Genomic DNA, 16,113 nt, shown 5'->3' on the forward strand with positions numbered 1-16,113 from the left:
ACTAGTTTTTATAAATGTCAATTTTTAGTAAGATTAACCACATAAAATGTGTTATTATTTACTTAAGATAAATTTACTATTCTGTTTGTTTTTAAATCACCCTGTTTTAAATGATATTGATTATCATTATCATTTGTTATATTATTCGCTCTCCTAAGAATAATTGTTTAATGGAATAGGTATGTTTTTCAATTTCTCTCATTTAAAAAAAATACTTATCGTTCTGATTTTTAGCTGCTGTAGTTTTAACTGTTTTGCTAAAGATGATATTACTTTCGCCAATTTTCGTGATATTCGTGATTTGAATCCGCATTTATACTCTGGTGAAATGTGGGCGCAAAATATGTTGTATGAATCATTAGTTCACTATAACGAAGATGGCAGTTTTTCTCCTTGGCTCGCGGAAAGCTGGACTATCAGTAACGACGGTAAAACTTACACATTCAAACTCAGAAAAGATGTTACATTCAGCGATGGCGCAAAATTTGATGCGCACAGTGCAAAACTAAACTGGGATGCCGTGTTATCAAATAAAGTCCGTCACACTTGGTTAGAAATGGTGCGCTTAATTACTGAAGTGAAAGCGGTAGATGATTATACGCTACAAGTTAACCTTTCTGAACCTTACTACCCTTTCATGATTGAGATTGCCGTAACTCGTCCAATGCGTTTTATTTCACCTAACTCTATGATCGACGGTGAAACTAAAAATGGTGTTAAGTCTTACATTGGTACCGGCCCATATGTTTTAGGTGATCATAAAAAAGATCAATATGCGGTGTTTAACGCCAATCCAACTTATTGGGGAACTAAACCAATACTAAAAAAAGTGACGATGAAAGTTATCGCGGATAATCAAAGCCGACTAATGGCTTTGGAAAAAGGCGAAATCGATCTGATTTATGGTAAAAATATGGTTGATGCGGATTCGTTTGAACGTTTTTCTAGCATGGATAAGTTTCAAACCTTAATGTCTAAACCAGTTTCAAGCCGAATTGTTCTAATGAATACAACCCGAAGCCAACTTAGTGATGTTAATGTGCGCCAAGCGATTGAACACATCATCAGTAAAAAAGATATTTCAGAAGGTATTTTCAATAACAGTGAAGCGCCTGCTGATACATTAATGGCAACCAATATTCCTTATGCTAACCTAGGTTTAAAACCTTATGAATATGACACTAAATTAGCCGAAACCTTACTTGATAAAGCCGGTTGGGTGAAAGTTGAAGGTCAAGATTATCGTCAAAAAGACGGTAAACCTTTTAAAATTACCTTATATTACGACAGTAATACCGCATCTCAAAAAACAATTGCCCAATATATGCAAGATGAATTTGAGCAAGTTGGATTAAAACTTAATATTCATGGTGAAGAAGAACAAGGTTATCGTGATCGTCAAAAAGCCGGCGATTTTGATATGGTGTTTGATATCTCATGGGGTACGCCATATGATCCACAATCATTTTTATCAGGGATGAAATTACCAGTATATGGTGATTACATGGCCCAACAAGGCTTAAAAGAAAAACCACAAATTGATGCAAGTATCAGTAAGGCATTAATTTCAACTGATGAAAAAGAGCGCCAAGATCTATTCCGTTATGTGCTAGAAACCTTGCATAATGAAGCGGTTTATATTCCGCTAACTTATGAGCGTAATCGTGCGATTGCGGTTAAAACTCTAAAAGGAATTGAGTTCGCCCCTTCTCAATTTGATATTCCGTTTGAGAAAATGCATTTTTAAAAGACTAATATTATTGACCAATAATGTTAAATTATATTATTAAACGCTTAACGATGATGATACCGATATTATTCGGTATCTCTTTTATCGCCTTTTTGCTTATCAATCTAGCGCCTTCCGATCCGGCTGAAGTTGCATTACGCTTAAACGAAATCATGCCAACCCCTGATGCTATTGAAAGTATGCGCCAAGAGCTAGGGTTAAATAAACCTTTTTTTGAACGATATTTTATTTGGCTCTATGATGTTTTACATCTTGATTTTGGTCGTTCTTTTATTCATCGAGACAGACTCGTTTGGGATGAGATGATCCGCAGCTTAATACCGACCTTAGTTTTAGCAATGTCATCATTTGCATTTACCCTCATCATCAGTTTAATTTTAGGCGTATTATGTGCAATTTTTGCTAATTCAGCTTTCGATCATATCGTTCGTATTATTATTTTTCTTGGCACGGCAATGCCGAGTTATTGGTTAGGTTTACTCTTTATTTGGCTGTTTGCCAATTATCTAGATTTACTGCCTACCAATGGTTATGGTACTTGGCAAAATCTGATTCTACCAACTTTAACTTTATCGTTTGTTTATATCTCAACGTATATCCGTTTTATTCGTAATAATATGCTAGAAAATATGCATAATTATTCGGTCTTTTACGCTCGCTGTCGAGGTTTGAAAGAGAAAACGATTATAGTTAAACATGTGCTTGTTAATTCACTGCACACCACTATCACCGCCTTAGGCATGACCATTCCGCAACTAATCGCTGGCTCTTTTGTTGTTGAATATATATTTTCTTGGCCGGGATTGGGTCGTTTATGTATCGCAGCTATTATGAATCGCGATTATCCCGTCATTCAAGCTTATATATTGATTATGGCTATTTTATTTGTAATGTGTAATTTTATTGTAGATGTTATTCATCAATGGCTAGATCCTCGATTACGTGATAATGGTGGTGCCATATGAATCTAACTAAGAAACTGATTAACAATAAAACGGCGTTAATTTGCCTGATCATCATCACCACAATGATTATTTTAGGGATATTAGCCCCTTATATTGCACCGTTTGATCCCAATAAAGTTCGCATCGTTCGTAAATATGCTGCGATATCGAGCGAACATTGGCTTGGATGTGATCATCTTGGTCGTGATATTTTTTCACGACTACTGTATGGTATTCGCACAACCCTATTCTTATCACTGTTAACCATGATCATTACAATAATCGTTGGTAGTGTCATCGGCCTTATTTCTGGTTATAGACGCGGTAAACTTGACGAATGTATCATGCGTCTTTGTGACATCATGCTGTCATTTCCTAGCCAAGTGATGATTTTGGCGATTGTTGGGGTATTAGGCGTAGGTATCGAAAACGTCATTATTGCTAATATTGTCGTTAAATGGGCTTGGTATAGTCGCATGATTCGAAGTTCAGTGATCAAGTACAGCCGCAAAAATTATATTCTTTTTTCACGAGCCATTGGCGCACCACATTCTTTTATCATTTGTCGTCATTTATTACCTAATATAATGGCAGAACTGGTTGTATTAGCAACGTTAGATACGGGTTGGGTAATCTTAAATATCTCGGCTTTATCTTTTATTGGATTAGGCGTCCAAGCTCCTACCGCTGAATGGGGATTAATGTTAAGTGAAGCAAAAAATGTAATGACGCAGCACCCGATGCAAATGGTCTTCCCGGGTATAGCCATTTTAATCGTTGTGGCAGCATTTAATATGTTAGGTGATTGTTTACGAGATATTTTAGATCCAAAGGGAAAAACTGCATGAGTAGCCCATTGTTAGCCGTAAAACAACTAACCATTACCCTTAATAATGGTAACAAGCTACTCGATGATATATCGTTTACGGTCAATCATCATCAATGTTTAGGTATTGTTGGGGAAAGTGGCAGTGGCAAAAGTATAACATGTAAAGCTATCATCGGCTTATTAGAATCTTATTTTAGTGTGACTGGGCAAATACTGTTTAAACCCCAAAATGCTAATTTAGCGTTCGATCTATTAAAACAGAATAAAAAGACGTTAAATCAAATGCTTGGTAGTGTCATTTCGATAATTTTACAACACCCAATGAGTGCATTTGATCCACTTTATTGCATTGGTAAGCAAGTGGTCGAAACCCTGCAAGCACATCTCATTATTAACAAAAACGATGCTATTGCTAAAACGTTAACGATGATTGAAAATATAGGTCTTGATAATTCCAAAGAGATTTATAAAAAGTACCCGCATCAGTTAAGTGGTGGCATGCTGCAACGAATAATGATCGGTATGGCGTTAATGCTTGAGCCTGAGCTTATTATCGCCGATGAACCTACAACGGCATTAGATTCGATTAGCCAGTTTCATATTCTAAAAATGCTTGGAAAGATCAAATCCAATACTACCATGATCTTTATTTCTCATGATCTAGGCGTTATTCATCATATTGCCGATGAAATTATAGTGATGAACAAAGGTAAGATTGTTGAATCGGGGAGTCGTGATCAGATTTTTTATCATCCCAAACATGAATATACTCGTTATCTAATCAATACTCGCAAACAATTATTGAATAAATTTAATGCGGTTACTTATGCCAATCATCCAAATTTAATATTGGAGACAATTTAATGCCACCGTTATTACAAGTTGCTAATGTTAAAAAATCTTTTCTACAACCTAACCAACGTTTGTTTAGTAATAAAAAAACGACGGTTATTAAAGGAGTATCGTTTGATTTAAAGCAAGGAGAGTGTCTCGGTATTATTGGTGAAAGTGGTAGTGGGAAAAGTACATTAGGAAAGCTAATTTTAGGCTTAGAAAAACCTGACAGTGGCAAAATTTATTTTAATGGACAAGATATTAGTACACGCACATGGAAAAAATCAGCCATACGTAAAAATATCAGCGCGGTATTTCAAGATTATAATGCTTCTGTTAACCCCTATTTTACTGCTGCACAGATTATTGCTGAACCACTTGATATTTATGAAAAGTTAGCTAAAAATGATCGAAAGAAGCGTATCGATGCTTTATTAGAACAAGTAGGATTAGATAGCTCTTTTTATGAGCGGCTTCCACACGAAATGAGTGGCGGTCAATTGCAACGCGTCTGCATTGCAAGAGCGATAGCCTGCACTCCTCAATTTATTTTATTTGATGAAGCAGTAAGCTCATTAGATATTTCTGTCCAAACCCAAATTTTAGAACTACTTGCCGATTTGCAAAAACAGCTAAATTTAACCAGTATTTTTATTACGCATGATCTAACCACAATCACTTACCTTTGTGATAAAATTGCCTTTTTTTATAAAGGTGAAATCGTTGAATACATTGATAAAATAGAACAATTAAGTCAAGTTAAAAATCCTTATTCTAAACAGTTACTTGAATCAATTTTAGGTTTTTAAAAATGACCCATTCATCAACTACGAATCATCAATATCAGTTTAAAGATTATCTTAAATTAGTTATTCCGTTTATTCTCTCAACTATTACCACTCCTTTACTAGGGGTGGTCGATACGGCTTTAGTTGGTCATTTGCCTAATCCTGCCTTTATTGCTGGTATTGCAATAGGAACAGTAATATTTAATACTATTTATTGGTTATTTGGATTTTTAAGAGTCAGTACTACTGGTTTTGCCGCGCAAGCTTTGGATGATTGTTTATTATTAAGATCTTCTCTTATCAAACCTTTATTTATTGCTATCTTTTTAGGTTTGATATTTATTATTTTTCAAAAGTTGATTTTTTGCGCCTCAATGTACATTATCCAACCTAGTCAAGATGTAGAGCATTATGCGGATCTCTATTTTTCGATTTTAATTTTTGGAGCCCCTTTTGTTCTGATTAATTATGTCCTAGTTGGTTGGTTAATGGGGATATCCAAAGTTAAAGCCGTGCTATTTTTACAAGTCTTTATCAATCTATTGAATATTATAATGGCAATGCTTTTTGTTTGGTGGATGCATTGGGACATTCAAGGAGTGGCTTTTGCGACACTGATTGCCCAAATATGTTGTACTTTGGTCGGTATTTGGTTTATCTACCGATACTTACCCAAAACTAAGCAAAAAATCGATATAAAATCTATTTTGTCATGGCAATCATTAAAAGGGGTCATTTTAGTTAATACTAATTTAATGATTCGCACTATCTGTTTATTAACGGTAACTAATCACTTTATTTCGATTGGTTCAACATTCAATACCGAAGTATTAGCCGCTAATGCCGTTTTATTTCAGATTCATTATATGATGGCTTACCTATTTGACGGTTTTGCTAATGCTTCAAGCGTCTTTAGCGGTCGAGCTAAAGGAACTAAAAATATTCAACTTTATAATCAAACTTTACGATGGTCACTACAAGCTTGTATTATTTGCCCAATAATTTTGATTGCAATTTGGTTAACCTTTGATACTGCAATTATAAAACTATTAACGAATCAAACTGAGATTATAACCCTATCGCTTCAGTATCAATCTTGGTTAATGGTATTCCCTATTGTTGCAGCTGGAGGATTAATCTATTATGGCGTGTTTTCAGGTATCAGTTACACCTCATCTATACGCGACTCAATGCTATTGGCGTTATTAGTTTGGTTTATAGCACAATACTTTGCCGTGCCAGTCTTTGGAAATAATGGATTATGGTTTTCTTATATTTTATTTAGTTTAGGCCGAACCCTGTTTTTAGTTATATGGATAAAAAAATCACGTACCTACATTACCGGGTAATTGTCATTATAGCCAAATAGCTAGAGTACTTAGTTCAATATTAAACAATTTATTTGAACGCGTTACTTCTATCTTTTTCAGTTGAACAGGCGTAAAATTCGCCTTCATTTGCCAAATTATATTGAATATTGTGCCTAGTTATTCTGCTATCAAAAAAAGGATCCAACTTTATCATAAAATACGTAGTTTTCAGGATAAAGCTCCGCTAATTGTTTTAATCGTTGCTGGTATTATCGGCTCAATTACGGGTATTGCTGGCGTGTTATTTCAATATGCGGTGAATTGGATTATCTCTCTGCGTAAAACGCTATTATTTAATCTTGTTGATAATTTAGTGATTAATTATCTTTTAATCTTCACTATTACTGGAATGATGGGATTACTGGCATATTATTTAGTAAAACGCTTTGCGCCCGAATCTGGTGGTTCAGGAATACCAGAAATAGAAGGCGCATTACTCAATTTAAGACCGGTACGTTGGCGCGCGGTTTTACCGGTTAAGTTTATCGGTGGTGTGGCTGCTTTAGGTTCGGGAATGGTATTAGGTCGCGAAGGTCCTACCGTCCAGATTGGTGGTAACATCGGGGCAATGGTATCAGATCTGCTTAAAGTCAAAAAACAAGCCTATCGACATACATTTTTAGCCACTGGAGCCGCCGCTGGTATCACCGCCGCATTCAATGCACCTCTAGCAGGAATTCTATTTATTATTGAAGAGATGCGACCGCAGTTTCGCTACAATTTAACTTCAATTAAAGCTATTTTTGTTGGTGTCATCATGGCTAGCGTGATGTACCAATTTTTATACAATCAAGAATCCGTTTTCCAAATAGGTCACTTTAGTGCCGTTCCTATTGAATCCTTGTGGCTTTATCTTATTTTGGGGACATTTTTCGGTGCTATTGGGGTTTTATCCAACAAATGCATATTAACGTTACAAGAACGTTTCAAACAATTTTATCAATTAAATCAATTCTGTTTTATTTTAACCGGATTTTGTTTGGCCGGATCGTTTGGCGTCATAAGTTTTATCTTTCCTGAAATAACCGGTAGCGGTTTTGATTTTATTCCCGATGCTGTTTCCGGTAATTACGCTATCAATACTTTGATGATAGTTTTATGTCTACGTTTTGTCACTACAGTTTTATGCTTTAGTTCTGGCGCGCCAGGAGGAATATTTGCTCCAACCTTAGCTTTAGGAACAACGGTTGGTATTACCTTTGGTTTAATCGCACAACAGCTCTATCCGAATTATCATATCGAACTTGGCGCCTGCGCTATTATTGGTATGGGAGGGTTATTTGCCGCTACAGTAAGAGCACCACTAACCGGTATTGTTTTAGTGATGGAAATGTCCGATAACTATCAACTTATTTTACCGATGATCATTACTTGCTTGGGAGCGACATTAATTGCCCAAGCGTTAGGTGGAATGCCACTTTATACATCTATATTGGAAAAGATATTATTGCGAAGTAAATATCAGCAAGATTTAAATATTCAGATACCAACAAAAGCACCTTAATCAACTCTGCTATTTGCTAAACAAAAAGATAGGCATTTACCAGCATCGAAAAACGTCAGTAGGTTATTCGACATGAGACGTTTACAAAAAAGGTAACACTAAGTGTTACCTTTTAAAGTTACAACATGAAATTACTACTACTTTTTAGTATGATGAGGATCTTTAACTGAATCACCTTGACCACTAACCACATACCAACCATTTTTACTGTGTGGTTTTTTGTTATGCTCCGGACAAGGAGGTAAGGATTTTTTACTTTGGTTTGAATATATATAGCCACAATCAGCACACTTATAAGTGCCAGCCGAAACATCACTACCGTACGCAGCAAATTTTTGTACCATTATAAGCTCCTCTAGTAAAATGTTATAAATAATAAGCCGATTTGCTTATTACAGTAATATATAAACGCTGATTGAAACAAAAATCAAGTCAAGATTGAATAAACTCTCAATATCTTCGCTAAATAGCTTTAAAATATAAAAAAATTAGATTTTAAACCTTAAATACTTGATAACAACAGCAATGTAATTCTATCCTATTTAAATTGATAATAATGGCTTATTAAAAGCAATTAACAAAGGGTACGCAATCATCTTAAAATAACTGGCGAATAATTAATAAAATTCAGCTAATTTTTAAAAGCCCTTTTAAGATATTTTATTTTACGGATAAGACTTATTGGCTTGTTCAACAAGGAAAAAACAATATAAACATCTTAAAATTTTAATTAAAACTAAAATAATGTAACCGAAAAAACAACCGAGTGCAGGAATAAACATCGCAATGATGAATCCTATATCATCATAACCATTACTAACATATTCAAAATAAAAATATAAAATACCAAACCAGCAAAAAGAAAAAATTAATCCACAAAATAATCCTAAAAAAGAAGTCAATACATGTGTCTTAGGGATGATAAATAATTTTATTAATTGTATTAGGAAAAAAACAATTTCAGAGATTATTATTATACAAAATATTATCAAAAGGATATATGGAGCTGCATGACTAATATAGAATTCGCTTCTTAATGAAAAAAAATTAAAAGTAACTATAAATGTCAAATAACTAATCCCAAAAAGACAGATCCATAATTTATCTTTAGATAAATATTTAATAATTTTTGGCATAATTAATCCCTATAGACTTAAGTTAACTTCACTGTTAACCTAAAAAATCCCATCCAAATAAATATAGTTACACTCAGATAAAATTAATATTTAACTGCTTAATAATCAGTTATTCATTCTACTTTAGATGGCTAAATAATTCTCTTAAGCAATATCTAAAAATGACAGTTAATCAAAAAAATATTATTTAGATCTTTCAACAAATAAAACACAATATAAAGAATATAACATTCTAATAAGTATTAAAATAATATAACTGATAAAACTGCCAATCGCAGGCAAAAACGCCCAACCAAAAAACTCAAAACCATCCCATCCCCAACCGTGATATTGGTTGAAATAAACACATAAAATAAATAGCCAAACAAAAGAAAATGCTAACCCCAATATTAATCCTAAATAAGAGGTTAACAAATGTGTACTTTTAACAACAAATAGTTTTATCAACATTGAGAGAAAGAAAATAATTTCAACTACAACCGTTAGAGCAATTAAAATATCAACAATTGGCTTACCTATATTGCTAATAAACGAGTGGCGATTTTCTAAAACTACATAAAATGTTATGTCCATACTAAAGTAGAATATGAAGAAGAGACCGATCAATACAGAATCTTTAAGCAAATATTTAATAATGTTTAACACATCTAATCCTTAAAAATATCATTAAACTTCTCGTTAATCCTTTGGAGAATTGTTTATAAATAATGTTTTTTAAGGATATAGATTAGTTTAATATTATTCAAAAAACAATTTAGATATGGTGAAATTGATATCTATGTTTTTATAAATTACTATCACTGATAGTGCATAAACGATCCCTATCAAATAAAGAAATCAAATTATTCTTAATATCTCACATTGGGCATTCGAATGAATGCGGATGTATGATTTTTAACTTACATAATTGAAATCAGCATTATATTTTCAACGGTATTTTTCAGTGAAAAACTATCTTTATTCAAAATTATTTGAGATCGTTTTAGTCAAACAAATTTGTCTTACCAATTCATCTATTCTTGACCAATCAATTTACAAACCATTAGTTTACTTATCAATTGATAATATTAATATTGGATAATTCCTAACCAGCCGACTACCACTTATAGTTATTTTAATTTTTTAAATACAATTAATACATTATTCAATAATTTACCTAGATAATGTTGGTTCCATAAGACTTGAGAATACTAAGCAAAATCCTCTTGATTGATTATCAATAAAACGATGATATTAAGAGTTATTATACCTTTTCTAAAGGCTTAAAACAGGATATTAAATTAATTAAATTAAATTTTTTTGTGATCGCCATCACTAAATATGGTTTTTATATTTGTGAATTACAACTTTATTATTTAACTTATTATACCAATTATTTGCTTTTAAATATTTATCTAAATTAGAGGGAATTATGTTTTTTACTGAAAGGAAATTAAAACAACGAGTTGAAGAACTATTGCGGTTTGAATTACATGATCTTCAAACAATACAAAGTTTTGATTTTTGTTATGACCGTGAAGGAGTTAATGGCGCCCCGCCCCCAGATGAAAATGCCGATTGGCAAAAAATTGAGCAAGGATTTGAATGGAAAGAAAAGGATATCTATGTTTGGTTAAGATTAAGTCATACTTTCCCTAAAGCCGATCCGAAACGTTCCACTCATATAGGTCTTTTTAATTTTTCTTTATCTTTTTTACGTGATGAATATGAAGCACTACTCTATGTTAATGGTAAACCATGGCATGGTTTAGATAAAAATCATAATGTTATTTCATTTCCCGATGACTTTTCTGGTAAAACAGTTCAATTTGATATTCGCATATGGTCAGGGGTACTTGAAGGAAAAGTTAGACAACATTTTGATGAGTTTCATGTAGGTAATAGTATAAAACAAGTTGCCTTCGGTTTAAGAGATAAAGCCACTCATGATTTGTACGTGACTTCTACCGCTATATTACAAACGTTAGATGTTATCTCTACCAACGATTTTTATTATTCGCGATTACTTAATCTTTTAGATAGTTCATTTCTACTAGTTAATTGGCAAAACCCATCTAGTAAAGAATTTTACCAATCAATCAGCAGTGCATCTAGGTATTTAGAAGAAAATTACAGCAAAGATGCGGTGAAATCTCCAGTTGTGATTAATAGTGTTGGCCATACTCATATTGATCTCGCTTTTTTATGGCAGATAAAACATACCAGAGAAAAATGTGCGCGTTCGTTTTCGACTGTTTTGAAGTTAATGAAACAATTTCCAAAATATAATTTTTTCCAGTCTCAACCACAACTCTATGAATATATTAAAAGTGACTATCCTGAAATTTATGATCAAATAAAGCAACGAGTCAAAGAGGGTCGCTGGCAAATTGATGGCGCTATGTGGGTCGAAGCTGACTGTAATATACCTTCTGGCGAATCGTTTGTCAGACAAATTATGTATGGCAAAAATTTCATGGAAACCGAGTTTGGTATAACACCTGAATGTTTATGGTTACCTGATGTATTTGGATATTCTTGGGCATTACCACAAATTTTAAAAAAATCAGGTATTAAATATTTCATGACAACAAAAATTAGTTGGAATGAATTTAATCAACTACCACACGATACTTTTAAATGGCGAGGAATTGATGGTAGCGATATTTTAGCTCATTTTGTTACAACACCAGAAGAGGGACATCCGCGATATACCTATAATGGCATTGTTAATGCTAAGTCTGTTCAGGGTTTATGGGATAACTATAAAGATAAAGGTTTAACCAAAACACTGTTGTTACCGTTTGGTTATGGTGATGGTGGCGGTGGGCCAAATGAGCAGATGCTGGAATTATTAGAACGATTCGAAAAAATGCCAGTATTGCCAAATATTCAATTTGGTACCGTTAAGCAATTCTTTCATGAATTAGAAGATAACATTAGTCACAGTAATGATTGGTTCCATACTTGGGATGGCGAATTATATTTTGAAACCCATCGCGGAACATACACCAGTCAAGCGCAAATAAAAAAAGCGAATCGACTAGCCGAATTAGATATTCGTTTCATCGAGTGGTTATCGGTGACCAACTCAATCTTAAATAATGACTGGTCTAGTTATGAAAAAAATAAACTAGACTATTGTTGGAAACTCATTCTTAGAAATCAGTTTCATGACATCATTCCTGGTTCATCAATACATGAAGTTTATCAAGATGCCAAACTTGAATTTCAGGATCTAAATAATAAACATAACGAAATTCTTAATCCGCTGTTACAAAATATTACCGACAGTGATGATAATAGCAAAATTATCCTTAATAGTTCTAACTTTGAGAGGAAAAATGACGTTGTTTATTTTGCTACTTGTGCAGAAAATCTCACTATAAAAGATGACTCCAATCAACATTTCACTATACAAAAATCAAAACAAAATGATGGTTATTTTGTTGAAATACCATCAATTGCGCCACTAAGTTGTATAAATGTAAGTTATGAAAATAACGCTACACCTGAAAATGATAAGGCAAAAGATGCATTTATCTATAATGATGATGAAATAGATACTCCTTTTTATCTCATTAAGTGGAATGAATTTGGCCACCTTACCCGTATTTTTGATAAGAAGAATAATCGAGAAGTATTATCAGGTTGTGGCAATATATTGACTGTGTATGAAGATAAACCAATGAAATATGATGCTTGGGATATTGAAATATTTCATATTCAGAAAAAATCGCCAGTTGTACAATTGCAATCGGTTGAACTTACTGAAATAGGACCATTAATTTGTGAAGTCACATTTAAATGGAATTTTAATAAGAGTTCAATTTGCCAGAAAATGCGAGTCTACAGTAATAATCCAAAAATTGATTTTATTACTGATATTGATTGGCATGACTGTAATCAATTACTTAAAACAGTATTCCCTGTGGATATTAGAGCGGTTGAAGCAACCTATGATATTCAATTTGGTAATGTTAAACGTTCAACTACCTGGAATACCAGTTGGGACTATGCAAAATTTGAAAGTGTAGCACATCAATGGGCCGATTTATCCGAATATGGTTATGGCGTTAGCCTATTAAATAATTGCAAATATGGTCATGCTATCAGAGACAATATAATGCAATTAACCCTCATCAAATCAGCTATAAGCCCTGATTTACAAGCTGACCAAGGACAACATCAATTTACCTATTCTTTATTTCCTCATACTAAAAATTGGCAAGAAAGCAATGTTGCCCAAGAAGCTTGGTTCTTAAATGAACCGCTAAGAATTTATGATGGCAAATTAAAACCATTTATTAAGCCATCTAACCTATCAATTCTTACATTAGATAATCAATTAGTTCAGGTTGATGCTTTGAAAAAGGCAGAGTCAGGTGATTGGTTAATTCTCAGAATTCATGATTTCTCCGGTGGAACACAAAATGTCAATATCAGCTCTCACTACAATATCAACTGGTGGAGAGAGTGTGATTTGATGGAGAACTTTATTGATCAAAACATAAATAAAGGGAATTTAAAAATAAAATTAAGCCCTTTTGAAATTAAAACTTACGCAATTTCAATAAATTAATTGCTTAATTCTATTACGAGGTTTGGAAAATGAAAAATCAAAAAATAATCACTATTCCTAAAGCGATAGGTTTTGGGATGATTGATATCATTGGAGGGGGAGCATTCACCATTATAGGTGCATGGTTGTTATACTTTTTTACTACTTTTGTTGGATTAAGCCCGATTGAAGCCGCATCCATTGTAGCAATTGCTCGAATATTAGATGCCATATTATGCCTTTTCATGGGCAGTTTCACCGACCACTTTTATAAAAATAAATTAGGTAAAAAATTTGGGCGCAGAAGATTCTTCTTAATAATTGGCGCACCATTAATGCTTTCCTATGCATTATTATGGATTAATGGTATGGGCTACCTATATTATCTAGCTATCTATTTAACTTTTGAGGTAGTTGTCGCCATGGTAATGATTCCTTGGGAAACCCTACCATCTGAAATGACCAGCGATTATGCCGGAAGAACAAAACTATCTACTTGTCGAATGTTTATTTCTGCGGTGGGTACTTTTATGGCAACATTTGTACCGGGCAGATTAATTGCAATTTATGGTGAAAACGATCCAAATGCTTATTTATTTAATGGTATATTTTTTGCTGTATTATTCATGATTTGTGTAATTATATCCTATTTTTCAACATGGGAGAGACCACTTACTCCGGAGATGCTAAAAGAATTAGAAAAATCTAAAGCTGATAAAAAAGTTAATCCAGTTATCTTTGTTTTTGGTCTGTTTAAAGAATATTTCTCTACTCTGAAAGTTAGAGCATTTAGAAAGCATTTAGCTATCTATTTATTATCTTTTACTGGTAAAGATATTTATAACACTGTATTTGTATTTTTCTGTGTATATTGTTTAACACTTGATGCTTCTGTAGCCGGAAGTCTATTATCTTTAAGTATTATTGGATTACCAGTTACATTAGTTGCAGGATTCGCATTCGTTAAATATGGCCCGAAAAAACTTCTGGTTAGTGCTTATACGACCATGCTTTTATGTTTAGCTGCTACCTACTTCGTTTTTGTCTTTAATCCATCATCTAAAATAGCCATACTATTTGTTATTGGTACTGTATATCAAATAGGCAGATGTTTGATGGAGTTCACACCATGGAATATTTTCCCATTCATTCCAGATATTGATGAAATGATCACTAAAAAAAGAAGAGAAGGTTTGTTTGCTGCTGTTATGACATTCTCTAGAAAAACAACGGTCGCCTTATCAACTCTGTGTGTTGGCTTAATATTAGAATTTGGTGGTTTTGTGCAAAAACAAGCAGATCAATCTCCAGAAGCTATAACCACAATTGCATTAATTCTATTTTTAGGAACTGGATTACTGGTTTTCTTAGCGATGTTAGTTACATTTACATTTAATCTAGATAAAGAAAAACATAGATTATTAGTTAACGCAATCGATGTCTTGCAATCAAATGGAGATGTTAATCAGTTATCTGAAGAAACTAAATTCATAGTTAAAGACTTAACTGGCTATCCATGTGAAAAATTATTTGAGAAAAAATAAATCCTATTTATAGGCTGTAATTACTAATAAAAATGACTATAAATAGTTCTAACATAAATTAGTAACCTTTGAAATTAGATACTAGATGAAATTCAGCTAGTATCTAATACCTAGTATCTTATTAAATAATCAGTTAAATAATATTTATAAACTCTTCATTAGTCATTTTTTCTTTATTGTTGCTCTGGTTTACGCCATTCTATCGATGATTACCTGTGAAACAACACAATCTGCTATTGACCAAAGAAATATCGCATATTTTTTTGAAAGAATTTTCGATGATTCTCCTGATAAGAATTCATTAGCTATGATAATTTTTAATTCTCGACTATATTTTGACATAAAAAGCCCCCCTGTGATTGGTTGTCCAACTATTGAGGGTCACTTCACAGGTTTAGGCTTATTTTTACCTATTATTTTCCTGTCTAATAATCTAATTCTACTCATCTCAATTTGTGCCTTTACTGCCCTGGCACAACTGATATTACTTAATAAAAAATGATTAATCGTAAATGATAGATTTAATGAAAAATAGCAACAGATTCAATTTAGTTAGGTAAAGATTATATTTCATTTCTATTTGATAGCCATTTAGGAAATTTACAAGATTTTGTTAGATAAACATCTGGATATATTTCGACGAACAATCAGATATCAAAAAAAGATACAATCAATGTAAAAAAAATTTATTAGAAGGGTTTACAATAGATAAAAGTATTATATTTTTTAAGCGAGATCTCAAATGTGACTTTATAAAAACAGGCCTTCAGACACAGAGATTGATATATGACGGTTAGTTGAGTAATTTAAAACAGCAAAAATTTATCCTTGAAATAAGAAATAATTTTAAGAACAATTAATATCAATTCACAAG

At 32.8% G+C, this 16,113-nt stretch carries 13 protein-coding genes; 9 read left to right on the top strand and 4 right to left on the bottom strand.

Annotated elements, in window-relative coordinates; translation table 11 throughout:
- Window positions 1-181: 181 nt before the first annotated feature.
- The 7 genes from nikA (at window position 182) to clcA (ending at window position 8,019) form a co-directional block, all read left to right on the top strand.
- Complete coding sequence (nikA, locus tag AC5LXV_RS10535; RefSeq protein ID WP_493466387.1) at window positions 182-1,747, top strand: nickel ABC transporter substrate-binding protein; 1,566 nt, start codon at window positions 182-184, stop codon at window positions 1,745-1,747.
- Between the two features lie 23 nt (window positions 1,748-1,770).
- Window positions 1,771-2,715, top strand: coding sequence for a nickel/cobalt ABC transporter permease (gene opp1B / locus AC5LXV_RS10540; protein WP_493466388.1), 945 nt, complete (start codon window positions 1,771-1,773; stop codon window positions 2,713-2,715).
- Window positions 2,712-3,542 carry a nickel/cobalt ABC transporter permease gene (opp1C, locus tag AC5LXV_RS10545; RefSeq protein WP_493466389.1) on the top strand — a complete coding sequence of 277 codons (831 nt, stop codon included), beginning with the start codon at window positions 2,712-2,714 and terminating at the stop codon, window positions 3,540-3,542. Before opp1B ends, opp1C begins: the two co-directional genes overlap by 4 nt.
- Window positions 3,539-4,387 (top strand): ABC transporter ATP-binding protein, encoded by an 849-nt coding sequence (locus AC5LXV_RS10550; RefSeq protein WP_493466390.1) that lies wholly within the window; start codon window positions 3,539-3,541, stop codon window positions 4,385-4,387. The genes opp1C and AC5LXV_RS10550 overlap by 4 nt, the downstream gene beginning before the upstream one ends.
- The gene (locus AC5LXV_RS10555; protein WP_493466391.1) at window positions 4,387-5,166 is read left to right on the top strand and encodes an ABC transporter ATP-binding protein; all 780 of its coding nucleotides are present in this window, start codon (window positions 4,387-4,389) and stop codon (window positions 5,164-5,166) included. The genes AC5LXV_RS10550 and AC5LXV_RS10555 overlap by 1 nt, the downstream gene beginning before the upstream one ends.
- A 2-nt stretch (window positions 5,167-5,168) precedes the next feature.
- Window positions 5,169-6,494 (top strand): MATE family efflux transporter, encoded by a 1,326-nt coding sequence (locus tag AC5LXV_RS10560; RefSeq protein WP_493466392.1) that lies wholly within the window; start codon window positions 5,169-5,171, stop codon window positions 6,492-6,494.
- A 130-nt stretch (window positions 6,495-6,624) separates the two neighbouring features.
- Window positions 6,625-8,019, top strand: coding sequence for a H(+)/Cl(-) exchange transporter ClcA (gene clcA / locus AC5LXV_RS10565; protein WP_493466393.1), 1,395 nt, complete (start codon window positions 6,625-6,627; stop codon window positions 8,017-8,019).
- Window positions 8,020-8,156: 137 nt separating this feature from the next.
- Here the strand turns inward: clcA and AC5LXV_RS10570 are convergent, their stop codons facing one another.
- The 3 genes from AC5LXV_RS10570 to AC5LXV_RS10580 form a co-directional block, all read right to left on the bottom strand.
- Window positions 8,157-8,363: a hypothetical protein gene (locus AC5LXV_RS10570; RefSeq protein WP_110423416.1), complete on the bottom strand. Its 207-nt coding sequence runs from the start codon at window positions 8,361-8,363 to the stop codon at window positions 8,157-8,159.
- Window positions 8,364-8,684: 321 nt separating this feature from the next.
- Window positions 8,685-9,155 (bottom strand): hypothetical protein, encoded by a 471-nt coding sequence (locus AC5LXV_RS10575; RefSeq protein ID WP_110423415.1) that lies wholly within the window; start codon window positions 9,153-9,155, stop codon window positions 8,685-8,687.
- A 183-nt stretch (window positions 9,156-9,338) separates the two neighbouring features.
- Window positions 9,339-9,800, bottom strand: a complete 462-nt coding sequence (locus tag AC5LXV_RS10580; RefSeq protein WP_110423414.1) for a hypothetical protein — start codon at window positions 9,798-9,800, stop codon at window positions 9,339-9,341.
- A gap of 766 nt (window positions 9,801-10,566) precedes the next feature.
- On the opposite strand from AC5LXV_RS10580, the gene AC5LXV_RS10585 reads away from it, so the two are divergent.
- Complete coding sequence (locus AC5LXV_RS10585) at window positions 10,567-13,716, top strand: alpha-mannosidase (RefSeq protein ID WP_493466394.1); 3,150 nt, start codon at window positions 10,567-10,569, stop codon at window positions 13,714-13,716.
- Window positions 13,717-13,745: 29 nt separating this feature from the next.
- Window positions 13,746-15,239 carry an MFS transporter gene (locus AC5LXV_RS10590; RefSeq protein WP_493452270.1) on the top strand — a complete coding sequence of 498 codons (1,494 nt, stop codon included), beginning with the start codon at window positions 13,746-13,748 and terminating at the stop codon, window positions 15,237-15,239.
- Window positions 15,240-15,428: 189 nt separating this feature from the next.
- On the opposite strand, the gene AC5LXV_RS10595 is transcribed toward AC5LXV_RS10590, so the two are convergent.
- On the bottom strand, window positions 15,429-15,581 hold the full coding sequence (locus tag AC5LXV_RS10595; RefSeq protein WP_493466395.1) for a hypothetical protein: 153 nt from the start codon (window positions 15,579-15,581) through the stop codon (window positions 15,429-15,431).
- Window positions 15,582-16,113: the final 532 nt, after the last annotated feature.

The sequence above is a fragment of the Gilliamella sp. LMG 34359 genome, from assembly GCF_984569085.1.

Excerpts from the sequence above, each read along its gene's own strand:
- nikA (WP_493466387.1), top strand. The coding sequence starts at position 182 with ATGTTTTTCAATTTCTCTCATTTAAAAAAAATACTTATCGTTCTGATT.
- opp1B (WP_493466388.1), top strand. The coding sequence starts at position 1,771 with ATGTTAAATTATATTATTAAACGCTTAACGATGATGATACCGATATTA.
- opp1C (WP_493466389.1), top strand. The coding sequence starts at position 2,712 with ATGAATCTAACTAAGAAACTGATTAACAATAAAACGGCGTTAATTTGC.
- AC5LXV_RS10550 (WP_493466390.1), top strand. The coding sequence starts at position 3,539 with ATGAGTAGCCCATTGTTAGCCGTAAAACAACTAACCATTACCCTTAAT.
- AC5LXV_RS10555 (WP_493466391.1), top strand. The coding sequence starts at position 4,387 with ATGCCACCGTTATTACAAGTTGCTAATGTTAAAAAATCTTTTCTACAA.
- AC5LXV_RS10560 (WP_493466392.1), top strand. The coding sequence starts at position 5,169 with ATGACCCATTCATCAACTACGAATCATCAATATCAGTTTAAAGATTAT.
- AC5LXV_RS10570 (WP_110423416.1), bottom strand. The coding sequence starts at position 8,363 with ATGGTACAAAAATTTGCTGCGTACGGTAGTGATGTTTCGGCTGGCACT.
- AC5LXV_RS10575 (WP_110423415.1), bottom strand. The coding sequence starts at position 9,155 with ATGCCAAAAATTATTAAATATTTATCTAAAGATAAATTATGGATCTGT.
- AC5LXV_RS10585 (WP_493466394.1), top strand. The coding sequence starts at position 10,567 with ATGTTTTTTACTGAAAGGAAATTAAAACAACGAGTTGAAGAACTATTG.
- AC5LXV_RS10590 (WP_493452270.1), top strand. The coding sequence starts at position 13,746 with ATGAAAAATCAAAAAATAATCACTATTCCTAAAGCGATAGGTTTTGGG.
- AC5LXV_RS10595 (WP_493466395.1), bottom strand. The coding sequence starts at position 15,581 with ATGTCAAAATATAGTCGAGAATTAAAAATTATCATAGCTAATGAATTC.